Genomic DNA, 22399 nt, shown 5'->3' with positions numbered 1-22399 from the left:
CCCCGTCAGAACTTCAGCAGGTTCGCGTCGTCGACGGAGGCACTCCGCCGGCTCCGGAAGATGGACATGATGATCGCCAGGCCGACGACGACCTCCGCCGCGGCGACGACCATCACGAAGAAGGCCATCAGCACCCCGTCGAGGTTGCCGTGCATCCGCGCGAAGGTGACCAGCGAGAGGTTGACCGCGTTGAGCATCAGCTCGATGCACATGAACACGACGATGGCGTTGCGCCGCACCAGCACTCCGACAGCGCCGATGCCGAACAGCAGCGCGGAGAGGATGAGGTAGTTCTGGGCGATCATCGGTGGTGGCCGTTCTCGGTGGAGACAGGGTGGTCCCGGTCTGCCGGGTCAACCTGATCGGCTGGATCCACCACGTCGACTCGGTGGGGATGCTCCGCGGTCTCGAGTGCGGCCAGCGAACGACCGGCCGAGTTGCGGGCCGTGACGCGCACACTCTCGCTGCGCTCCACCAGGTTCGAGACCGATCCCGGTGCGATGCTGCCGTCCGGCAGCAGGGCCGGCGTGGCGTTGGACGACGAGGTGGCGAAGACACCCGGGCCGGGCAGCGGTGACATCCGGTCGGACCGCATGCGCTCGTTGACCCGCTGACGCTGGGTCTTCTTCTCACCCGGAGCGCGTTCGACATGGGCCAGCACCATGGCGCCGACGGCCGCCGTGATCAGCAGTGCGCTGGTCAGTTCGAACGGGAACAGGTAGTCGGTGAACAGCGCGGCCGCGAGCGAACCGATCGGGCCGCGCTCGGCCATCACCGGTCCGAGGCCCACCGACGTGGTGCCCCGGAGCGCCCGGACGAACGCCGCGACAAGCAGTGCCACGAATCCGATCCCGACGACGGTGGCCTTGATCCGCTGGCCCTTGAGCACCTCGATGACGGAGTCACCGGCCTCGCGACCGGTGAGCATCAGGACGAACAGGAACAGCATCATGATCGCGCCGGTGTAGACGATGATCTGCGCGAATCCGAGGAACTCCGCGCCCTGCGCCATGTAGAGGCAACCGAGGCAGAGCATGGTCAGCACCAGCCAGAGGGCCGAGTGCACCGCGCCTTTGGCGAACACCATGCCCAATGCGCCGAGCAGCGCGAGCGGAGCCAGGATCCAGAACGCGATCTGCTCGCCGCCGCCGGACTGGACCGTGGTGGCCGCATCGCCCACTGCCTTCAGGACCGATGCCGCCAGCTGGAGAGCCGCCGTCATCTGGCACCGCCGTCCGGTACGGGGTGCTCGGCAGAGCGGCGGAACGTTGGATCCCGCAACAACTCCGGACCCTTGACGTAGTAGTCCTGCTCGTCGCCGAGGCGCATCGGGTGCGGAGGCTGCTCCATGCCAGGGAGCAGCGGCGCCAGCAGCCGGTCCTTGGTGAAGATGAGCCGCTGCCGGTCGTCATCGGCAAGCTCGTACTCGTTCGTCATGGTCAGGGACCGGGTCGGGCAGGCCTCGATGCAGAGCCCGCATCCGATGCAGCGCAGGTAGTTGATCTGGTAGTTCTTCCCGTACCGCTCACCCGGCGAGTAGCGCTCCTCCTCGGTGTTGTCACCGCCCTCGACGAAGATCGCGTCCGCCGGGCAGGCCCAGGCGCAGAGCTCGCAGCCCACGCACTTCTCCAGCCCGTCGGGATGACGGTTGAGCTGGTGGCGTCCGTGGTAGCGGGGCGCTGTGGGCAACGGGTTGCGCGGGTAGTCCTCGGTGACCACCGGCTTGAACATAGTGGCGAAGGTGACGCCGAAACCCTTGACGGGATCAAGAAACGACACTGCTGGCTCCTTCGCTGGTGTCGGCGCTGTTCGTGGCCGAACTGCTACCCGGAGATCCGGCCGCCGGCAGCGCCGGTCTGGCCCGGACCGGCGGGACCGGGACGACGAGATCCATCGGCGGGATCGGGTAGGCACCCAGCCGCGGGTTGACCACCTGTCCATCGACGGAGCCGGCCCGTTCGCGCTCCTCCTGCTCGATCGCGAGGAGGTCGTCCTGGTCGTCGTCGAGGTCCGGCGGACTCTTCTGCGGCCAGAAAGCGGCCGCGAGGAGGATGACCACCAGCGGGATGCCCATGTACAGCAGCACCTGCCGGGTGGACAGGCTGGTCGCCGAGTTGAGGACGCGCGCGGTCGAGACGAGCACGATCCAGACCAGCGACACCGGCACCAGGATCTTCCAGCCGAGCGTCATGAACTGGTCGTAGCGGATGCGGGGCAGGGTGCCGCGCAGCCAGACGAACACGAACATGAAGAGCAGGATCTTGATGAAGAACCAGACCAGCGTGATCCAACCCTCGTTGGCCCCCGGGATCAGCGAGACCGGCCACGGCGCCCGCCAGCCGCCGAGGAACAACGTGGTGGCGATCGCCGAGACGTTGATCATGTTGATGTACTCGGCCAGGAAGAAGAGGCCGAACCGCATCGAGGTGTACTCGGTGTTGAAACCGCCGACCAGTTCGCCCTCGGCCTCGGCCATGTCGAACGGTGCACGGTTGGTCTCGCCGACCATCGAGACGCAGTAGACGATGAACGACACCGGCAGCAGCCAGACGTACCAGCCGCCCGCCTGCTGGTTGACGATGGCCGACGTGGAGAGCGTGCCCGAGTACAGGAACACCGCGACGAAGGACAGACCCATCGCGACCTCGTAGGAGATCAGCTGCGCTGCCGACCGCAGGCCGCCGAGCAGTGGGTAGGTCGAACCGGAGGCCCAGCCGCCGAGCACGATCCCGTAGACGCCGATGGAGGAGAAGGCAAGCGCGGCAAGGACTCCGACGGGAAGATCCGTCATCTGCAGTGCGGTCTGGTGGCCGAACATCGACACCTGGCCGCCGAGCGGGATGATCGAGAATATCAGGAACGCCGGGATGGCGGACATCACCGGCGCCGCGATGAACACGATCTTGTCGGCGCGCGACGGGATCATGCCCTCCTTGAAGATCAGCTTCAGGGCGTCGGCCAGTGACTGCAGCAGGCCGAACGGGCCGTTCCAGTTGGGCCCCGGGCGGTGCTGCATCCGGCCGACGATCTTGCGTTCGAACCAGATGGCGAACAGCGTCAGCAGGAGCAGCAGCACGAAGACGATGACGGCCTTGATCAGCATCAGCCACCACGGATCACCGGCCAGCAGCGCCTGGGTGGAACCGTCGTTGCTGATACCGGGGCTGATGTCGGCTCGCAGCGGTGTGCCGCTGGACAGCATCGCCGTCGAGATGGCGGACAGTGCGGTCGCCATCAGGCGCCGGTCCTTTCTGCTGCTGCGACGCGCACGCCGATTCCGGCGGTGGCTCCGAGCAGCGCGATCAACGGAGTCTCCCGGATCCGGCCCGGCAGCCAGATGACGCCGTCGACCATCTCGGTGACGGCCAGCGGCAGGGTGACGACCCCGCCTGACGGACCGGTCACCCGGACCGCGGCCCCCTCGACCAGGCGCAGCCGGGCTGCGTCCGCGGCGGACAGCCGGCAGACCTCGGTCTTGGCGGTCCCGGCCAGGTGCGGCTCGCCGTCCAGCCCCCGCGACCCGTCCAGCGCCATCCGCCAGCTCGCCACCGCAAACCTGCCCCCGCGCTTATCAACTTCGCCGGCGCTCACGAACGAGGCCGTTTTGGGACGGGTGGGGCTGGAATCGACGACTTCATGAGCGCGGACCGCGCTCACCCCGAGGCGGCCCATGTCGGCGCGGGCGGCGACCGGGGTCTGGGTGTAGAGGTCGACGTCCATCTCGACACCGAGGGTGTCCAGGATCCGGCCCTCGTCGAGGGTGCCGAACTCCGCGAGCGCCGCGCCGAACGGACGGTGACGGCCCTCCCAGTTGACGAACGCCCCGGCCTTCTCGGCCACGGCAGCCACCGGGAAGACCACGTCCGCGAGCTCCGTGACGGCGCTGCGGCGAAGCTCCAGACTGACGACGAACCCGGCGGCCGCGACGGCGGCCAGCGCGGCGGCCGGGTCGGGCAGGTCGGCGATCTCGAGCCCGCCGATCAGCAGACCGGCGAGGCCGCCCTCCCCCACTGCATCCAGGATTCCTGACGTATCACGACCCGGCCGCACGGGAACCGGTGCACCCCAGGCTGTCTCGACCTCGAGGCGGGCCGAGGCGTCAGCCACCGCGCGACCGCCCGGCAGCAGGTTGCCGATCGCTCCGGCATCGAGCGCACCACGTTCGCCCGCACGACGCGGCACCCAGGCCAACTTCGCGCCGGTGGCGTCGACGAACGCGGCCACCGCGGTGAGCAGGCCGGGGATCTCGGCGGCACGCTCACCGACCAGCACCACGGCTCCGGCACTGCGCAGCGCTGACCCGGCCCGGTTGCGGACGGCAGCGTCGGACACTCCCGCGTCCGCCGACCCCTCGGCCGACAACGCTTGCAGCACCGACGCTTCCGTGCCGGGCGCCGACGGCAGCAGGGTGCCGGCCATCTTGTGCAGGCCCCGAGAGGCGACCGCCCCGAGAGAGAACACCGGGACATTCTTCCGAGAAGCCTTGCGCAGTCGCAGGAACAGGATCGGCGACTCCTCCTCGGGCTCCAGCCCGACCAGCAGCACACCGGGCGCCTTCTCCAGCGAGGAGAAGGTCACGCCGCCGGTGTCCGGCGTCACCCCGGTCACCCTGGCCGCCAGAAACTCGGCCTCCTCCGGGGTGTGCACCCGCGCGCGGAAGTCGATGTCGTTGGTGCGCAGCGCAAGTCGGGTGAACTTGGCGTAGGCGTAGGCGTCCGTGACGGTCAGCCGGCCGCCGGTCAGCACCCCGACGCCACCGGTGTCCCGGGCGGTGGCAAGTCCGTCCGCGGCCGCGGCCATGGCCTCGGTCCACGACACCGGGGCCAACTGCCCGTCACTGCCACGGACCAGCGGCCGGGTGATGCGGTCGCCGACATTCGTGTAGGTGAAGGCGAAACGGCCCTTGTCACAGTTCCATTCGTCGTTGACCTCGGGGTCGTTGGCAGCCAGGCGGCGGGTGACGCCGACCGACCGGTGGTCGGTGCGCTGGGCGCAGCCGTCCGCGCAGTGCTCGCAGATCGTCGGTGTCGAGACCAGGTCGAACGGCCGCGAGCGGAACCGGTAGGCCGCCGATGTCAACGCGCCGACCGGGCAGATCTGGATGGTGTTGCCCGAGAAGTACGACTGAAAAGGCTCTGCCGAGTTGATGCCGATCTGCTGGGCCGAGCCGCGCTCGAGCAGATCGATGAACTGATCGCCGGCGATCTGGTCGGAGAAGCGGGTGCAGCGCTGGCACAGCACGCACCGCTCGCGGTCCAGCAGGATCTCGGTGGAGATGTTGATCGGCTTGGTGAAAACCCGCTTGGCTTCGTGCATCCGGGAATCGGCCGCGCCGTTGGCCAGCGTCTGGTTCTGCAGCGGGCACTCGCCGCCCTTGTCGCAGATCGGGCAGTCCAGCGGGTGGTTGAGGAGCAGGAACTCCAGGTTGGAGCGCTGGGCCTTCTCGGCCACCGGCGACGTGACCTGCGTCCGCACCACCATGCCGTCGGCCACCGTCTGGGTGCACGAGGCCTGCGGCTTGGGCATCGGCCGGCCGCCCATCTCCACTTCCACCAGGCACTGGCGGCACGCGCCGACCGGTTCCAGAAGCGGGTGGTCGCAGAAGCGCGGGATGGCCGTACCGATCCGCTCAGCGGCCCGGATGATGAGCTCACCCTTGGGTGCGTCGACGACCACACCGTCGATGGTGAGGCGGACATGCCCCGCGGGGACGGGCTTCTCGTCAGCCCCCCCAATGGCGGGAGGGTTCACTGTCTGGGTCATCAGTGGGCCCCGACCAGCAGGCGCGACTCGACGACCGGTGGGGTCCGGCCCGACACCAGGTCCTCGAACTCCTGACGGAAGTACTTGAAGCCGGACAGGATCGGCGTGGCCGCGGCATCACCGAGGGCGCAGAACGACCGTCCGGCGATGTTGCCGGCCGCATCCACCAGCGTGTCGAGGTCCTCCAGAGTCCCGGACCCGGACACCACACGGCGCAGGATCTGCACCAACCAGCCGGTGCCCTCGCGGCACGGCGTGCACTTTCCGCACGACTCGTGCTTGTAGAACTCGAGCCACTTCCACACCGCCCACGGGACGGAGACCGTCTCGTTGAAGCACATGAGCGCCGTGGTGCCGAGCATCGACCCCGCCGCCGCGACGTCGTCGAAGGAGAGCGGGACGTCCAGGTGCTGCGGCGTGAAGATCGGCGTCGAGGACCCGCCGGGGGTGAAGAACTTGAGCGGGATGTCACCCAGCATGCCGCCGGCGGACTCCAGCAACTGCCGCAGCGTGGTGCCCATCGGCGCTTCGTACTGCCCCGGGCGGGTCACGTGCCCGGACAACGAGTAGATCTTCGGGCCGGGCGACTTGTCGGTGCCCATCGAGCGATACCAGTCACTGCCGCCCATGACGATGGCGGGCACGGACATGATCGTCTCGACGTTGTTGACGACCGTCGGGCTGGCGTAAAGACCAGCGACGGCCGGGAACGGCGGCTTGAGCCGCGGCTGCCCGCGACGGCCTTCCAGCGAATCCAGCAGTGCCGTCTCCTCACCGCAGATGTAGGCGCCGGCACCGGCGTGGATGACGATCTCCAGGTTGAAGCCGGTGCCCAGGATGTTGCGGCCCAGGAACCCGGCCGCCTTGGCCTCGTTGACGGCATGGGTGAGCCTCCGCAGCGAGTGGATCGCCTCACCGCGGACGTAGATCGCGCAGAACTCGCTCCGGATGGCGAAACAGGTGATGATGCAGCCCTCGATCAGCGCGTGCGGATCGGCCATCATGGACGGGATGTCCTTGCAGGTGCCAGGTTCCCCCTCGTCGGCGTTCACCACCAGGTAGTGCGGTTTGCCGTCGCCCTGCGGCAGGAACGACCACTTCAGCCCGGTCGGGAACCCGGCACCGCCGCGGCCACGCAGACCGGAGTTCTTCATCAGCTCGACCACCCGGCCGGGCTCGACGGCCAAGGCCAGTGGCAGCGCCTGGTAGCCCTCCAGACGCCGGTAGGTCTTGATCGTCCACGACTCCGGCGAGGCCCAGCGACGGGTCAGCACCGGGGTCAGGGTGGCCGGGCCGGCCGGCGGCGTCGGTGCTTCAGGGGCCTTGTCAGAGGCTGTTTTGTCAGAGGTTGCTTTATCAGGCGAAGTCATGACGTCACTTCTTCTCCGGGAGCGGCGGGAACTCGACGTGTTCGGGCATCACTGGTGCGGTCTGGTTGGTCTGCTCGGCCAGGACGGATCCGCGCAGGGTCATCTCCGAGACCGACGGCCCGGCCACCTCGGCGACGAGATCCGGCATGATGCCGGCGATCTCGAGTTCGATGGTGCGGAAGTCGGTCAACGGCGCCCCTCTGGTGGGGGCCGGTTTGTCCCCGGCCTGCAGGGCCATCACCAGATCCAGTGCGCCGTCAGGGGTCTGGTTGTCGTAGTACTCGTAGTTGACCTGCAGCACCGGTCCGTGGTCGCAGGCGGCCAGGCACTCGGCGGTCTCGAGCGTGATCGACCCGACCGATCCGGGTTCGCCCGCGGTCTCCTCGTGCCCGACCCCGAGGTGGTCGGACAGCGTGCGGTAGATCGCATCTCCGCCCAGCACGGCACACAGGGCGTTGGTGCAGACGCTGATCAGGTGCTGGCCGCAGGGCCGGCGCTTGTACATGGTGTAGAACGTGGCCACTGCGGAGACCTCGGCCGCACTCAGCGCCAACTTCTCGGCACAGAATTCGATCCCGGGCTGGCTGATGAAGCCCTCGACCGACTGCACCAGGTGCAGCAGTGGCAGCAACGCCGACCGGGAGTACGGGTACCGGTTGATCAGCTCGACCGCCCGGTCGTGCGTCAGCTGGTCGAAAACGACGTCGGTGGCGAGGAACTCGGGAACGCCGATGCGCGAGGAGGTGCTCAACGGTCCACCCCACCCATCACCGGGTCGATGGACGCGACGGCAGCCACCACGTCGGCGATCAGGCTGCCCTCGCTCATCGCCGGCATCGCCTGCAGGTTCACGAACCCGGGGTCCCGCAGATGCACCCGGAACGGCTTGGTGCCACCGTCGGACACCACGTGGCAACCCAGTTCCCCGCGCGGGTTCTCGATCGCGACGTAGGCCTGACCGGCCGGTACGTGGAAACCCTCGGTGACCAGCTTGAAGTGGTGGATCAACGACTCCATCGAGCTGCCCATGATCTTCTTGATGTACTCGAGCGAGTTACCCATACCGTCAGAGCCGATGGACAATTGGGCGGGCCAGCCGATCTTCTTGTCCTGCACCATCACCGGGCCTGGTTCGGCCAGTTTCTGCACGGCCTGCTCCATGATCTTCAGCGACTCGTGCATCTCGGCCACCCGCAACAGATAGCGCGAGTAGCAGTCGGCCTCGGTCGCGGTCGGCACCTCGAAGTCGTACTCCTCGTAGCCGCTGTAGGGCATCGTCTTGCGCAGGTCCCACGGCAGGCCGGCCGATCGCAACACCGGCCCGGTAATGCCCAGCTGCATGCAGGCTTCCAGCGGGAGGATCCCGACGCCCTTGGTCCGGAGCTTCCAGACCGGTTGCCCCGTCAGCAGTTTGTCGTACTCCGGCAGCCGCGACTTCATCTTCTTGATGAAGGCGTTGATGTGCTCGATCGAGTCGGCCGGCAGCTCCTGCGCCACCCCGCCCGGCCGGATGAACGCCATGTTCATCCGCAGGCCGGTGAGGAACTCCATCAGGTGCAGCGCTTCCTCGCGCTCGCGGAAACCCATCGTCATACCGGTGAGCGCGCCGAGTTCCATGCCACCGGTGGCCACCGCCACCAGGTGCGAGGAGATGCGCGTCAGCTCCATCAGCAGCACCCGGATCACCTGGGCACGGCGTGGAACCTCGATCTGCAGCAACTTCTCGATCGCCATGCAGTAGGCGGCCTCGTTGAACGCGGGCGACAGGTAATCGGCCCGCGTGACGAAGGTGACGCCCTGGGTCCAGGTCCGGAACTCGCACGACTTCTCGATGCCGGTGTGCAGATATCCGATGACAGACCTGGCCTGGACGACGGTTTCGCCCTCGATCTCCAGGATCAGCCGGAGCACGCCGTGGGTGGACGGGTGCTGCGGTCCCATGTTGACGATGATGCGTTCGTCGGAGTCGCCGCCATCGCCGCCGAGCCCGCCGAAGTTACCCTCGGCCAGCATGTCGTCCCAGTCGCCACCGGTCACGGTGAAGACGCGGCCTTCGGTGGTCGACGTTCCCCGCGCGGCGCGCGGTTCCCCGCCCCGCACGTCGTCCGGCAGGAAGTCCTCCGCGAAGATTGGATCTTGGAAATCCGTCACGAGACTGTCACATTTCTCTTCGCGCAGGCGCTCATCGTTACTCGCTCCCCTCCTCGTTCGTCCCTCACTACGATGCTCACGAGTAAGACCTCCGCTGGTCCGGGGCCGGGATCTCCGCGCCCTTGTATTCCACCGGGATGCCGCCCAGCGGGTAGTCCTTGCGTTGCGGATGACCGTCCCAGTCGTCGGGCATCAGGATCCGGGTGAGGCCCGGGTGTCCGTCGAAGATGATGCCGAACATGTCCCAGGTCTCGCGCTCGTGCCAGTCGGCCGTCGGGTATGTCGCGACCGCGCTCGGAACGTGCGGATCGTCGATGCCGACGGCCACCTCGAGACGGATGCGGCGGCGGTAGGTCATCGAGGTCAGTTCGTAGACCACGTGCAGACGGCGGGGAACGGCCGGCCCGTAGTCGACACCGGAGATGGACGAGGCCAGCTCGAAGCGCAACGCCGGATCGTCGCGCAACGCCCAGAACATCGCCGAGAGATGTTCCCGCGCAAGGTAGAAGGTGATCTCGCTGTTCGCAACGGTGGTCTGCAGCAGCGCGGTCGCCGGGATGTTCCGCTCGACCATCGCCGCAGCCAGCGCGTCCGCGACCTGATCGAACACCCCTCGACCTTGGTCGGAGCCACTGCTCCGCTCGTCCCTCGCTCCGAGTACTCCTCCCGGCCCTCCATACGGCCGCTCGGCCGGGGCCGGTGCGTAAGGAGCGCTGACGAGCAGCCCGAACCCGGAGGTATCGCCGGACCCGTTGACGCCGAACATGCCGGTGCGCTCGACACCGACCGGCGCCAGGGCCGGGGTCGGGTCGTGCAGCGCCGCGGTGGCCAGATCGGTTCCAGGAGCAGGGCTCTGGTGCGAAGCGTCGGTGGTACCGCCGCTCGCCGGGGTGGCAGGTGAGTCGACCGAGGACGCCGCGCCCGGCGCCAGATTCCCGGGCTGCTTGGGCGGGTTCGCCGCACCGTCGGGGGCCGTCATGGGCGCACCGCCTTCCACTGCTCGCTCTCCACGGCCAGGGCCGAGACCTCGAGCTGTTCGTCGGACGGTGACCGCTGCCCGTGGGTGACGCCGTTGCGGCCGTAGCGGACCGAGGACGGCACGAGATCCGTTCGCTTGCCGACCCTCTCGGCGGCGCGCGAGGTCCCCATCGGCTCGTCCATGATCTTGGCGTGCAGCTTGAGGATCGCGTCGATCAGCATCTCCGGGCGCGGCGGGCAGCCCGGGAGGTACATGTCGACCGGCACGATGTGGTCGACGCCCTGGACCACCGCGTAGTTGTTGAACATCCCGCCCGACGAGGCACAGACCCCCATCGCGATGACCCACTTCGGTTCGGCCATCTGGTCGTAGATCTGCCGAAGGACGGGCGCCATCTTCTGGGTGACCCGGCCGGCGACGATCATCAGGTCCGCCTGACGCGGTGAGGCCCGGAACACCTCCATGCCGAAGCGCCCCAGGTCGTACCGAGGCGCCCCGGTCGTCATCATCTCGATCGCACAGCAGGCCAGACCGAAGGTCGCCGGGAACAGGGAGGCCTTCCGCGTCCAGTTGACCAGCTTCTCGACGCCGGTCAGCAGGATGCCGTTCGGGAGCTTTTCTTCAAGACCCATGGGGCGGTTTCCCTTTCCGATGCTCGGCAACGTTGCCAACTGCTGGATGAAGCGGGGACCTACGAATGCGACAGCTCGGGCCTGGGTCCCGATCGAGACGTCAGTCCCAGTCGAGACCGCCGCGGCGCCAGACGTAGGCGTAGGCGGCGAAGACGGTGATGATGAACAGGCCCATCTCGATCAGACCGAAAACCCCGAGCTGGACGGCACTCTGGGCCCACGGGTAGAGAAAGATGATCTCGATGTCGAACACGATGAAGAGCATGGCGGTCAGGTAGAACTTGATCGGGAAGCGGCCGGCCGTCCCTGCCGGGAGCGGGGTCGGCTCGATCCCGCACTCGTAGGCGTCGAGCTTGGCACGGTTGAACCGCTTGGGGCCCAACAGGTCCGTCACCACGGTGGCATTGGTGACGGCAAACCCACCCGCCACCACCAACAAGATGAGAATCGGCAGATAGGCGCTCATCCTTGAACTCCCCGTCCCACTAGACGCTTGAACTCCGGCCGGAATTTCGGTATTGCTCAGCAACGCTCAGAGACTCGCTACCACTCAGACACTCGGCACCACCTTGGTCAGCGAGCGGACGACCTTGTCCGCCCAGTCGCCGTCCCGGCTGTCGTAGAGGCCGGCCAGGAGCTTGAGAACCAGGTACATCAACCGCTTTCGCGGCAGCCCGAGCTTCGTGGCCGTCTTCATGATCGACGGCTTGCCGATCAGCGTGGAGAACATACCCCCCAGCCGGTAGTACGCGCCCAGATGTTCCTTCATGGCGGTCGCGTAACCCTGCAGAGCGGCTTCCCGGCCGGGCCCCTCGGGCCGGGCGAGCGCCTGCAGGACCGACTCCGCCGCCAGCGCGGCCGATTCCATCGCGTAGGCGATGCCCTCGCCGTTGAACGGGTTCACCAAGCCACCGGCATCACCCAGCAGCACCAGACCGTCGACGTAGTGGGGAGTGCGGTTGAAGCCCATCGGCAGTCCGGCGCCGCCGATGCCGCCGATCGCGTTCTCCTCGCGCAGGCCCCACTCCTCCGGGGTGCCGTCGAGCCAGGTCTTGAGAAGCTTGCGGTAGTCGGTCTTCCCGAACGCTTTCGACGAGTTGAGCATGCCCAGCCCGACGTTCACGGTGCCGTCGCCAAGGCCGAAGATCCAGCCGTAACCGGGCAGCAGTTTCGGGTCGGAGGGGTTGGAGCGGTCCCACAGTTCCAGGTAGGACTCGAGGTAGTCGTCGTGGGTCTTGAGCGGCGCGTGGTAGTACCGGCGGACCGCAACCCCCAGCGGACGGTCGTCACGCTTGTTGATGCCCATGCCGAGCGCCATTCGGGCGGAGACCCCGTCGGCGGCGATCACCAGCGGGGCGTGGAAGGCGACCGGGCCGTCCTCGGTCTTGGCCTGCACGCCGATGATGCGACCGGTGCGTTCGTCACGGATCGGCGCGCTGACGTTGGTGCCGACGCGCAGGCGGGCGCCCGCCTTGACGGCGAGATCGGCCAACATCTGGTCGAAGTCGCGACGGGGACGGACAAGACCGAAGTCGGGGTAATCCTGCAAGGTCGGCCACGGCATCTCCAGCGAGATGCCGCCGCCGACCACCCGCAGGCCCTTGTTGCGCAGCCAGTCGTCGCCCGTGACGTCGATCCCGAGGGCGATCACCTGCTTGGCACCGCGGGGGGTCAGTCCGTCGCCGCAGACCTTGTCGCGGGGGAAAACGGACTTCTCCAGCAGGAGCACGTCGACGCCGGAGCGCGCCAGATAGGTCGCGGCCGTCGAACCGGCCGGACCGGCGCCGACGATGATCACGTCGGCACTCGTGTCCGGGTGCCGTACTGCCGAGCCCAGTCCTGACGCACTCTGCCCGCTTGCAGAGTGGACCGGCAGGACGTGTGGGGTACCGCTGTCCGAGGTGTTGCTCGATGAGGTCATGATCGCTAATTCCCTTCACGCCGATAGAACAGTCACCCTCGAGGATGTGCGGCGGCAGGCCCCGGGGTGGCGTCGTGGACGAGATTGTGAATCTGTTCACGAAGTGGCGCGTGCTCAGTGTAAGACGGCTCACAAGCCTGCGGGAACGGCGGGGTGCATCGACGCGCCGAGCCGTAGTTGATCTTGGTCGGTTGCGTCTCCGGCTCAGTTGCCGGGTCCAGCCGGCCTGACCGCGTGGTGCAGGGCGACGACACCGAAAGTCATGTTCTTCCAGGCCACCTCGGCCCAGCCGGCGCGGGTGATCATCCGCGCCAATGACGGCTGGTCGGGCCAGGAATTGATGGTCTCGCCGAGGTAGGTGTACGCCTCCGGATTCGACGAGAACCGGCGGGCGAGCCGGGGCAGCACGTTGGCCAGGTACCAGCGGTAGACCCAACCGATGGGAGCGGGACGGGGGCGCGAGAACTCGCAGACGAGGAGTTCGCCGCCGGCCTTGGTGACCCGGGCGAACTCGGCGAGCGCCCGCTCCGGCTCCTGCACGTTCCGAAGGCCGAAGGAGATGGTGACGGCGTCGAAGGTGGCATCGGCGAACGGCAGGTTCATCGCGTCGGCACCGACCTTCGGCACCCCCCGTGACGCTCCGGCGACCAGCATCCCGATGGAGAAGTCGGCGGCCACGCTCCAGGCGCCCGTCTGGGCCAATTCCTCGGTGGACACGGCGGTCCCGGCAGCGACGTCGAGGACCTTGCGGCCAGGCATCAGGTCGAGCGCCCGGACGCTGTGCCGGCGCCACCGGCGGTCCTGGGCGAAGGACAGGAGGGTGTTGGTGCGGTCGTACCGGTCGGCCACCCCGTCGAACATCGCCGCTACCTGCTGCGGATTCTTCTCCAGCCCGGCGCGTCCCATGCTCTCGAGAGTACCGAGCGCGCCGGCCGCATCGGGGCAGTTCAGGGCCGAGCGGAGCGACGGGGGGAGGTTTTCCGGGCCGAGCGGAGCGACGGGGGATGTGTTTGGTCATCGAATGAGCACTGCAGGTTCATCGCAAGGTGACCATCACGACACACCGGGTAGGCATGCTGGACTCATGGCATACCCCGCGATCAACGCCGTGACCCCGGACAACCGCTACCCGGCCGGGCTCATCTCTCGTGCGCTCGATCTTGCCGGGCGGCTGGCCAACGACGCCGCGGAGGTGATCACGGCCACCGCCGGCGCGCTGGCCTCGCCGGGCGCGAAGGCGCATCCGTTCGACTGGGTCACCGAGACTGATCGCACGTTGGAGCGGCACACCCGACGGGTGATCGCCGCCGAATTTCCCGGCAGCGCCGTCCTCGGCGAGGAGTACGGGGCGTCCTCCGGTGCCGATGGCGGAGCCGATCCGGGACCGGACCGCGGTGTCTCCCTGGGACTTCCGGGCGGTCCGGGCTCGCCCGAACTGCTGTGGATCGTCGATCCCGTCGACGGGACCGCCAACTACGTCGCCGGAATTCCATGGTGCTGCTACTCACTAGCGCTGGTCGATGCCGACGGCCCTCTCGTCGGGGTGATCGCCGACCCGTACCAGGGCCAGATCTACGCCGCGGCGCGCGGTCGGGGTCTTCGCGCCAACGGGCGTCGGGTGCCGGCGAGCAAGCTGACGTCGTTGGCGGGCGCGCTGGTCTTCGCCGAGCCGAGCAAGCCCGGCCAGCGGCCGGAGATGGCCGAGCTGATCGATCGGGCGCGGGCCGCCCACGCCGGGCTGCGCATGGTCGGCTCCTCGGCGTTGGCCGTCACGCAGGTCGCGCTCGGACGGGCCGCCGCTGCGGTGCTGCCCTCCGCCGGCTACCACGTCTGGGACGTGGCCGCCGCGCTGAGCCTGGCGTCCGAGGCCGGCATGGTGGTGACCGACCTCGACGGCGACCCGAACGTCCTTCCGCTCGACGGCCTGATCGTCGCTACGCCGGCGGTGCTGGCCGAAGTGGTGGAGATGGTCGGCGTCGCCACCGGCTGACGACCGGCCCTGCTCCCGCGCGACGGGTCGGGCCTTCCGGTTCCCGGCGACGGGCGGCCCTGCCCGCACGGCGACGCAGCCACCAGTGCACACCGAACCCGATCACCCAGCTGATCACCGACGTCAGCGCGAGCACCAGGTTGCCGACGGCGGCCGTCCGGCCCGACACGCGCACGACGGTCGGGTCGACTGTCGAGTACTCGACCTGGAACCGTTGCCCCATGTTCAGCAGGCCCGGGTAGAGGACTCCGTTCGGCGGGCGGATGGTGACGCCACCGCCGTCGACGAATTCGATCCCGGTTCGAAGCGCCGAGATGGACAGCACGGTGGCGGTCGCAGTACCCAGATGGCCGTCGATCTGGCGGTCGTCGAGTCTCATCCCGACAGCGAGCGCGAGCACCATCAAAGTCACCGCCCCGATGACGCCCAGCACGATCCGTGAGGCCAGTAGCCACCCGCCGCCGGGGCCGAGGCGACGACGGCGCAGCGGCAGATGCACGCCTCTTCGGCGCATGGCCCGCCCCATCAAAGGAGAGACGTCGGCGGGCACGCGCCGAGTGTAGATCCCAGGATTTCCAACCGGTCGAGAATACTGTCCCACCGACACCGCCCCTCAGAACGACGGACGCCTGACCACGTCAGACCGGCTGCCCGCCGGACGTTCCGACTCAGCGGCGTTGCCGGGCGTGCTTCGTGGACCGATCGCGCCGAATTCGCGGTGTTGGTCGACGCGGAGGTCCCCGATCGTCAACAACGTGCGGATGGGTCCCCCGTAGTCGGTGGGAAGACCCGCACGTACTGGCCAGTAGCGCCATCGCAGCCGGCACCAACGGACCTTGGCGGTCCGATCGGCCTGGCGTGAGCGGTTCGATGCCGCTGCGTCGATCTGAGCGCCTCGGCATCTCCAGCGGTTCGACCGATCAGTGTGTCCATTCGGCTGCTGGGCAGTGCGTCTGGTCGGCTGCGCCATCGTGACCCGGATCTCGTCCCCCCGGCCATGCGCCGTCGGCGTCTACCCTGGAGCATCGTGTCCGCCTCCCCCGCCGCCCCCGCTCAGCCCCGGGCCATCACCCGTGTGCTGCCGGCCTCCGTCGACCTCATCGCGACGATCCCGGCGGCCACCGGCACGCTCTCGTTCCTGCGTGACGGCGAGGGTCTGGTGAGCTGGGGCGAGCACGCGCGGATGACGACGTCGGGGCCATCGGCCGCCGCCGAGATCAGCTCCTGGTTCCGCGCTCTGGTGTCCGATCTCGCCATCTCGGACGAACTCGGCCTTCCCGGAACCGGACCCATCGCCTTTGTGTCCCTCGGCTTCGACGACACCGACGAGTCCGTCGCGGTGATCCCGGCCGTCGTGGTGGGGGTTCGTGGCGGTGTGTGCTTCAGCACAGTGATCGGCAATCCCGGCTTGTTCGAGCCCACCGCGATCACGGCCCCAGGCCGGGTGAGCTATTCGGACGCCGGCCTGTCGGTGGCCGGATTCACGTCGGCGGTGGCTGCCGCCACCGAGCGCATCAGAGCCAGCACCGGGCCGCGGCGCCTGCAGAAGGTGGTGCTGGCCCACGATCTCGAGGCCACCACCGAGAATCCCGTCGACGAACGCCATCTGCTGCGCGAACTGGCGACCGCCTATCCCAGCTGCTGGACCTACTCGGTCGACGGCCTGGTCGGAGCGAGCCCGGAGACCCTGATCCGACGGGTCGACGGCGAGGTGACCTCCAGGGTGCTGGCCGGCACGGCCTGGGCAGAGCATGTCGGCGACACGGTCGCTGCCGACCTGATGCTCAGCCGGAAAGACTTGTCAGAACACGCTTTTGCCGTCGCCTCGGTGGCGCGGGTACTGCGAGCCGAGATCGCGGATCTGGCGGTGCCCGACGGGCCGCACCCCCTCCAGCTGGCCAACCTGACGCACCTGGCCACGGACATCACCGGGCACCTGCCGGCGGACGGCCCGACCGCACTGGAGCTGGCCGCGCTGCTGCATCCCACCGCGGCCGTCGGCGGCACGCCGACGGATCTGGCCCGGGAGGTCATCCGCGAGTTGGAGCCATCGCCCCGCGGTCGTTATGCCGCCCCGGTCGGCTGGATGAACGCCGCCGGCGACGGCGAGTTCGCCATCGCACTACGGTGCGCCGCCGTCTCCGGCCATTCGGTCCGGATGACGGCGGGCTGCGGCATCGTCGCCGACTCCGATCCCGACACCGAGGCCCGCGAGGCGCAGGTCAAGATGATCCCGATCCGCGACGCGCTCGAGACCCAGCACTGAGCGCTGGTCGTCAACCCGTGGGCGGGCCGCCGTTCCCCCACAACCATTCCCCAACAGCAACGAGCCGCACAGCGCGGCGGCAAGCCAGGCGCTGAATCGTTGGGGGGCCCAACCCCTGTCGTGCACCAGCAGATGGTGCAGCTCCGGACTGTTCAGCGACCAGATGAGGTCGCGGGCCTCGTCCGGGGACACCGTCAACACGGCCTTCCCTGCGATGTCCGCGGCCACTGCCGCCGCGCCGCCCAGCCGCTGCAGGCGTGACACCTCCCAGATCTGCGCAAGCCTCGCATCGACGGGCGCGGCGGCGGCCAGCGCCAGCAGTAGAGCGCCGGCACGTTGGCTCACGTGGGTGGCCAGTTCGGCGTACAGGACGATGCGCTCCAAGTGGCAGGCCTTCTTCCGGATCCGGGCTCTCGCGAACCTGGTCGCGCTGGCAGCTCTCGTCGCGACGGTCTTCGTGACGAGCTGAGGCCGGGCGAGCTGAGGCCGGGCGAGCTGACGACCGGCGGCTGACGTGCAGAGCGCAAAGATCTTGCCGCACTCACCCGCGCACGGCCCTCGACACCGCCGCCCGGATCCGGCCGTGTATCTCGCGCAGATCCGTGCGTGAGGTGGGCACCTCGACGACACGGATCCCGCCAGGGTCGACCAGGGCGTCGTGCAGTTCGTCGTGCGAGGAGACGAAGACGTGCTCCCAACCGGCCGCCTCGACCAAGCCGGCCAGCTCGACGTCATGAGGCGTGCCGAAGACCCGTTCGAAAGCTCTGGCGTGCAACGGCTCGCCCGGCTCCAGCGTGTGGAAAATCCCGCCGCCGCCGTTGTTGGACACCACGATCGTCAGCTCGGGACGCGGTTCGTGCGGACCGATCACCAGGCCGGTCATGTCGTGCAGGAAGGTGAGGTCGCCCATCAGCGCGACGGTCGCCTGCTGGTCGGCGCCCAGTGCCACTCCGATCGCGGTGGAGATCGTGCCGTCGATGCCCGCCACCCCGCGATTGGCCACCAGCCGCAGACCGTCGCGGGGTGCGCTCGACAAACCGACATCCCGCGGCGGCTGCGACGAGCCGAGCACCAGCGTGGCGCCGTCGGGTAGCTGGCTCACCAGCTCGGCGGCCAGTCGGGGCGAGCAGCCGATGTCCATGTCCCCGACCAGGGCCGCCACCTGCTCGGCGGCGATCGCCTGGGCAGCCCTCCAGACCTGGACGAATTCGGTGTCACCCGGGCCGGACAACGGCGCCAGGACCGGCGCCACCCGGCGCGCCTTGCCGGTCGGGTCGCCGTAGCCGGCCGGCGAAGCCAGTACGTCGACGGAAATCATCGAGTCGGCCAGGAGCGCGGAGATCTGCCGGTAGAGAGTTGGGCGGCCGAGGACCACGACGCGATCCGGCAGCGCGGGTTCGAGGAATCCGGGTACGGCCAACAGGTGCAGACCCGCCGAGATGACGGCCGAACCGGCCGCGCCTCCGGCCTCGGAGATCACCACGTGCCCGAGCGCGGCCAGCGGTCCGGCAGCCGGATGGGTCAGGTCACCGAGGAACAGCACCCGCTCTCCCTCCGCGGGGGCTGGGATCATCGGGACGCCGCCGTCGGGAATCTCGACACCGGCCAGCACCTCGTCCGGGGCTGCGGTGTCGATGACCGTCCACGGGCCCAACCGGCCGTCACGGTCGAGCCGGCCATCCAGTGGCTCGGGCCAGCCGGAGGGGGTGCCGTCAGGCAGAAGTGGCTCGACAAGCGGCAGATTGAGTTGCACCGGGCCGGCGAACCCGGTGCCGGCGCCGAGGCTGTGAGCCAGTGCCCGGCAGACCATGGACCGCCACACCGCGTTCTGGCCGGGCCGGTTGGCCGCGACCCCGAACTCGTGCCAGAACCGCAGCGCCGCCCCGAAGACGCTGCGCTGGTCGATCACCTGATTCGCTCCGACGTCCCGCAGCTCCGGAGGTCGGTCGGCGGAGATCACCACCAGGGGCACCCCACCGTGGTGAGCCTCGAGTACGGCCGGGTGCAGGTTCGCCACCGCGGTGCCGGAAGTGGTCACCACGACGGCCGGGCGGCCCGAGCTGCGAGCCAGACCGACCGCGAGGAATCCGGCGGTCCGCTCGTCGATCCGAACATGCAACCTCAGCCGTCCAGCAGCGTCGGCTTCGAACAACGCAATGGACAGCGGGGCGTTGCGGGAGCCGGGCGATAGCACCGCTTCGGTGACCCCCCCGGCGATCAGTTCGTCGACCAGTACGGCGGCACACGCGGTCGATGGGTTCACCGGTCCAGTCTTCCAGGCTGGTCAGTGTTCCAGCCTGGTCAGCGTTCCAGGTCGGTCAGCGTTCCAGGTTGGCCCAGCCAGGTTGGCCCAGCCAGGTTGGCCCAGAGTTCTGAGCTGGTCAGTGTGAAGGGTTCAGAGTTCCAGGCTGGTCGGGCCATCTCAGCGGGGCAGTATCTGCCTGCAGATCAGAGCAGGGCGGCCACCCTCGCGAGCCGTGCCAGCCAGTAGGCGGTGATGTCGTCGTCCGCGGCGAAGTCCGCCCAGCGGTCCGGCTCCGGCGGGGTGGTCGGGACCGGGAGTCGTCCTTCGAGCGGCAACTGGCTCTGCGAGCTGACGTCGCCCACTAGCAGGCTGGCGGTACCCAGCCCGCAGGCGTAGTCCAGTTCCGGGAGGGCGCCGGCCAGCGCCAGCCCGGCGGCCAGCCCGACGGCACTGTCGACGGCGGAGGACACGACGATCGGCAGACCGGTGACCTCCGCGATCTGCAACGCACTACGCACCCCTCCGAGCGGTGCCACCTTCACCACCGCCAGATCCGCGGCGCCGGCCAGCTTCACCCGCATCGGGTCCTGTGCGCGTCGGATTGATTCGTCGGCGGCGATCCGGACGCCGACCTTTCTGCGCACCTCGGCCAACTCCTCGATCGACCGGCATGGCTGCTCGACGTACTCGAGCCCACCCGCTGCCCTGTCCAGGACCGGGATCGCCTGCAGCGCCTGGTCGACGGTCCAGCCAGCATTCGCATCGATCCTGATCCGGCCCTCGGGGCCGAGGACCGCTCGGACTGCTGCCAGCCGGTCGGCGTCGGCCGTCAGGGAGTTCAAAACTCCTACTCCCGCAACACCACCGTCCAGACCGCCGACCTTGACCTTCGCCGTCCGGCACCCGGATCCGGCGACCAGTTCGGCGGCCCGTTCCGGACCGACCACCGGCACCGTCGTGTTGATCTCGATGCTGGCTCGCACGGGTGTCGGCCAGGCGTTCTCGGCCGTGTCGATCGCTGCCCGCAGCCAAGGCAGGGCCGATGCGTCGTCGTAGTCCCTGAACGGCGCGAACTCCGCCCAGCCGGCAGGGCCTTCGAACAGCACACCCTCGCGGACCGAGATACCCCGGAACCGGTCGTGCAGCGGGATCGCGAAAATGTGGGCCGTGGCGAGGACGTCATCGAGTGGCACGAGTTGATCCTGCCTCGAACCGGATGTCGTGGGACTTCCCTCGGACGGCGAACCGCAGCAGCGCTCGCCCCTCCTTCTCGACCGCTCCCCACTCCCGCGGCCTGATGACCTCTCGGCCGTCCGGCGGAAGCGGCCGGACCACCAGCGTCGCGGTGTCCTTGGTGCTCTCGATCTTCCACAGCGCCCGGGCGAACCCGTCGATCAGCACGAACGCACGAATGATGCCATTGTTGCTGAAGATCAAGTTCTTGAGCTCCGGGCGGAAGATCCTCGACCGGTCGGCGTGGGCGAGCAGGATCTGGTCGAAGTCCGGCAGGAACCTGACCGGCACGCTGAGATCCACCGAAGGCCTTGGCGCATTGGGTATGTCGAACAGCAGCACGCCGGCTTCGTCCTGGAACGTCAGCAGTTCCGGCTCCAGTTCGGTGATGATGCGGCCTAGGCCTGTCAGCCCGGACCAGGCCTGGATGTCGCGGACGCTCGCCGGTCCGTAAGCGGCGAGGTAGCGGCGAATGACCTGCGCCACATCAGGTTCGGCGAGTGGCCGGCCGATCCACGACTCGGCTGTCGTTGATCGGGACTGGCCGATACCGCCCCAGGTCCCACGCGGTGGCACCTGCACCAGCGGTAGCGCAGCGCGGGCCGCGATCGACAGCGCAGTGACATCGACTCCGGGCCACCGATCCTGAAGGGCAACGCCGACCTCGTTGCCGGTCAGCGGCCGGGCCTCCACCAGCTCGCGGGCGAGGACCGCGAGCTCGGCGAGATCCACTGTCGCCAAGGCCTTTCCGAATGGGCTGCCGGGCGTCAGACCGCGCGCCACCGCCGACTGCATGACGGGTCGGAGCGCCAGCGCATCGTCAGCCGTCACCAGATGGACGGTCGACCGCATCAGGGCGATCCGGGCGACCTGTCGATCCAGGAACAGCTGCGACAGTTCCTGCGGGTTGAAATTGGCGAGGCGGGACCAGAGTCCGTAGTACGGCGGAGTTGGCAGCTGGGCCTGCATGCCGACCAGGTGCTCGATGGCGCGGTGAACCGAGATCGCGCTGCGTTCCAACAGCATCTGCCTCGCCAGGAGCGCGCGGTTGAGCGCCCGGACACTCAGCACCGGGATCGTCATCGCGCTCCGTGCCGGATTGCTGCCCTCAGGCTCATCCGCCAGATCCTGCCATCGGTTCAGGTTCCGCCACTGGTTCCGAACCCGACCCCGAACCCGAACCCGAACCCGGCCGCGGCCCCGACTCGGTTTCAGAATCTGATTCCGGTTCTGGTGCCGGTCGTGGTTCCGTCCGCGTAAACGAATCGGTTGCCGAGCCGGAGGTCGATCTTCCTGCCGGGTCCGGCGCTGCGTCCGGTCCACGTGCTAATCCAGGTGCTGGTTCGGGTGTCGGGTCGGGCCAGTTTTCTGCCGGCAGGGGTGGGTCGGGGGTGGTGTAGGTGTGGCCGGTGGGGGTGGTCTGAGCCGCCCGTTTTTTCCCGGACTTGGGTCCCCAAGTAGAATACTGGGGAAGGGACGGAGAAATTGTGAGCAAGTTTCGAGGAAAGTATACCCCGGAGTTTAGGGATACAGCGGTCCGGGCGGTGGTGGACGGTTCCCGCCCGATCGCCGATGTTGCCCGCGAGCTAGGCCTGGTGGAGCAGACACTCAGAAACTGGGTGGCGGCCCATCGGGAGAGGCACGGCGGCGGCGAGAAGTCCGACGAGTTGACCGTCTCCGAGCGTGCCCGGCTCAAGCAGCTCGAGAAAGAGGTACGGGAACTCCGTATGGAGAACGAGTTCCTGGGAAAAGCAACGGCCTTCTTCGCGAAGAAATCCCAGTGACCATGAAGTATGGGTTCATTGGCAGTGAAGAAGGCAACTATCCGACGAATCTGATGTGCCGGTGG

At 68.4% G+C, this 22399-nt stretch carries 20 protein-coding genes; 3 read left to right on the top strand and 17 right to left on the bottom strand.

From position 1 onward, the window contains the following. Positions 1-5: 5 nt before the first annotated feature. The 13 genes from nuoK to ABIB25_RS08390 form a co-directional block, all read right to left on the bottom strand. Positions 6-305 carry an NADH-quinone oxidoreductase subunit NuoK gene (gene nuoK / locus ABIB25_RS08450; protein WP_354528007.1) on the bottom strand — a complete coding sequence of 100 codons (300 nt, stop codon included), beginning with the start codon at positions 303-305 and terminating at the stop codon, positions 6-8. Next, positions 302-1222 (bottom strand): NADH-quinone oxidoreductase subunit J, encoded by a 921-nt coding sequence (locus tag ABIB25_RS08445; protein WP_354528006.1) that lies wholly within the window; start codon positions 1220-1222, stop codon positions 302-304. The genes nuoK and ABIB25_RS08445 overlap by 4 nt, the downstream gene beginning before the upstream one ends. Then, positions 1219-1779 (bottom strand): NADH-quinone oxidoreductase subunit NuoI, encoded by a 561-nt coding sequence (gene nuoI, locus ABIB25_RS08440; protein WP_354528005.1) that lies wholly within the window; start codon positions 1777-1779, stop codon positions 1219-1221. Before nuoI ends, ABIB25_RS08445 begins: the two co-directional genes overlap by 4 nt. After that, positions 1766-3202 carry an NADH-quinone oxidoreductase subunit NuoH gene (nuoH, locus tag ABIB25_RS08435; protein WP_354528244.1) on the bottom strand — a complete coding sequence of 479 codons (1437 nt, stop codon included), beginning with the start codon at positions 3200-3202 and terminating at the stop codon, positions 1766-1768. The genes nuoI and nuoH overlap by 14 nt, the downstream gene beginning before the upstream one ends. 32 nt (positions 3203-3234) lie before the next feature. Next, positions 3235-5763, bottom strand: coding sequence for an NADH-quinone oxidoreductase subunit G (locus tag ABIB25_RS08430; RefSeq protein ID WP_354528004.1), 2529 nt, complete (start codon positions 5761-5763; stop codon positions 3235-3237). Continuing rightward, positions 5763-7133: an NADH-quinone oxidoreductase subunit NuoF gene (nuoF, locus tag ABIB25_RS08425; protein WP_354528003.1), complete on the bottom strand. Its 1371-nt coding sequence runs from the start codon at positions 7131-7133 to the stop codon at positions 5763-5765. The genes ABIB25_RS08430 and nuoF overlap by 1 nt, the downstream gene beginning before the upstream one ends. Positions 7134-7137: 4 nt before the next feature. Continuing rightward, complete coding sequence (locus ABIB25_RS08420) at positions 7138-7884, bottom strand: NAD(P)H-dependent oxidoreductase subunit E (protein ID WP_502919769.1); 747 nt, start codon at positions 7882-7884, stop codon at positions 7138-7140. After that, positions 7881-9245, bottom strand: coding sequence for an NADH-quinone oxidoreductase subunit D (locus ABIB25_RS08415; RefSeq protein ID WP_354528242.1), 1365 nt, complete (start codon positions 9243-9245; stop codon positions 7881-7883). Before ABIB25_RS08415 ends, ABIB25_RS08420 begins: the two co-directional genes overlap by 4 nt. A 115-nt stretch (positions 9246-9360) precedes the next feature. Beyond that, positions 9361-10263, bottom strand: a complete 903-nt coding sequence (locus tag ABIB25_RS08410) for an NADH-quinone oxidoreductase subunit C (protein WP_354528002.1) — start codon at positions 10261-10263, stop codon at positions 9361-9363. Beyond that, positions 10260-10895, bottom strand: a complete 636-nt coding sequence (locus ABIB25_RS08405; protein ID WP_354528001.1) for a NuoB/complex I 20 kDa subunit family protein — start codon at positions 10893-10895, stop codon at positions 10260-10262. Before ABIB25_RS08405 ends, ABIB25_RS08410 begins: the two co-directional genes overlap by 4 nt. A 100-nt stretch (positions 10896-10995) precedes the next feature. Further along, positions 10996-11361: an NADH-quinone oxidoreductase subunit A gene (locus ABIB25_RS08400; protein WP_354528000.1), complete on the bottom strand. Its 366-nt coding sequence runs from the start codon at positions 11359-11361 to the stop codon at positions 10996-10998. Between the two features lie 84 nt (positions 11362-11445). Beyond that, positions 11446-12816 carry a geranylgeranyl reductase family protein gene (locus ABIB25_RS08395; protein ID WP_354527999.1) on the bottom strand — a complete coding sequence of 457 codons (1371 nt, stop codon included), beginning with the start codon at positions 12814-12816 and terminating at the stop codon, positions 11446-11448. Between the two features lie 204 nt (positions 12817-13020). Further along, complete coding sequence (locus ABIB25_RS08390) at positions 13021-13722, bottom strand: demethylmenaquinone methyltransferase (protein WP_354527998.1); 702 nt, start codon at positions 13720-13722, stop codon at positions 13021-13023. A gap of 178 nt (positions 13723-13900) precedes the next feature. Here ABIB25_RS08390 and ABIB25_RS08385 point away from each other — a divergent pair, with 178 nt between their 5' ends. Then, the gene (locus ABIB25_RS08385) at positions 13901-14806 is read left to right on the top strand and encodes an inositol monophosphatase family protein (RefSeq protein ID WP_354527997.1); all 906 of its coding nucleotides are present in this window, start codon (positions 13901-13903) and stop codon (positions 14804-14806) included. On the opposite strand, the gene ABIB25_RS08380 is transcribed toward ABIB25_RS08385, so the two are convergent. After that, the gene (locus ABIB25_RS08380; protein ID WP_354527996.1) at positions 14751-15356 is read right to left on the bottom strand and encodes a DUF3592 domain-containing protein; all 606 of its coding nucleotides are present in this window, start codon (positions 15354-15356) and stop codon (positions 14751-14753) included. The genes ABIB25_RS08385 and ABIB25_RS08380 overlap by 56 nt on opposite strands. Before the next feature lie 477 nt (positions 15357-15833). On the opposite strand from ABIB25_RS08380, the gene ABIB25_RS08375 reads away from it, so the two are divergent. Further along, positions 15834-17072 (top strand): isochorismate synthase, encoded by a 1239-nt coding sequence (locus ABIB25_RS08375; RefSeq protein ID WP_354527995.1) that lies wholly within the window; start codon positions 15834-15836, stop codon positions 17070-17072. Positions 17073-17613: 541 nt separating this feature from the next. Here ABIB25_RS08375 and menD read toward each other — a convergent pair. The 3 genes from menD to ABIB25_RS08360 all read right to left on the bottom strand — a co-directional run bounded on the left by menD (position 17614) and on the right by ABIB25_RS08360 (position 21633). Next, on the bottom strand, positions 17614-19335 hold the full coding sequence (gene menD / locus ABIB25_RS08370) for a 2-succinyl-5-enolpyruvyl-6-hydroxy-3-cyclohexene-1-carboxylic-acid synthase (RefSeq protein WP_354527994.1): 1722 nt from the start codon (positions 19333-19335) through the stop codon (positions 17614-17616). Between the two features lie 185 nt (positions 19336-19520). Next, on the bottom strand, positions 19521-20510 hold the full coding sequence (locus ABIB25_RS08365; RefSeq protein WP_354527993.1) for an o-succinylbenzoate synthase: 990 nt from the start codon (positions 20508-20510) through the stop codon (positions 19521-19523). Beyond that, a complete protein-coding gene (locus tag ABIB25_RS08360; RefSeq protein ID WP_354527992.1) occupies positions 20497-21633 on the bottom strand; it encodes a winged helix DNA-binding domain-containing protein in 1137 nt (378 codons plus the stop codon). Before ABIB25_RS08360 ends, ABIB25_RS08365 begins: the two co-directional genes overlap by 14 nt. A 404-nt stretch (positions 21634-22037) precedes the next feature. Between ABIB25_RS08360 and ABIB25_RS08355 the strand changes: the two genes are divergently transcribed. Beyond that, entirely contained in the window at positions 22038-22334 is a 297-nt protein-coding gene (locus ABIB25_RS08355; protein WP_354527991.1) for a transposase, read from the top strand. Positions 22335-22399 lie beyond the last annotated feature (65 nt).

It is taken from the genome of Nakamurella sp. UYEF19, assembly GCF_040546275.1.
Taxonomy (GTDB): domain Bacteria; phylum Actinomycetota; class Actinomycetes; order Mycobacteriales; family Nakamurellaceae; genus Nakamurella.
This window is presented reverse-complemented; position numbering and strand designations above follow the sequence as displayed.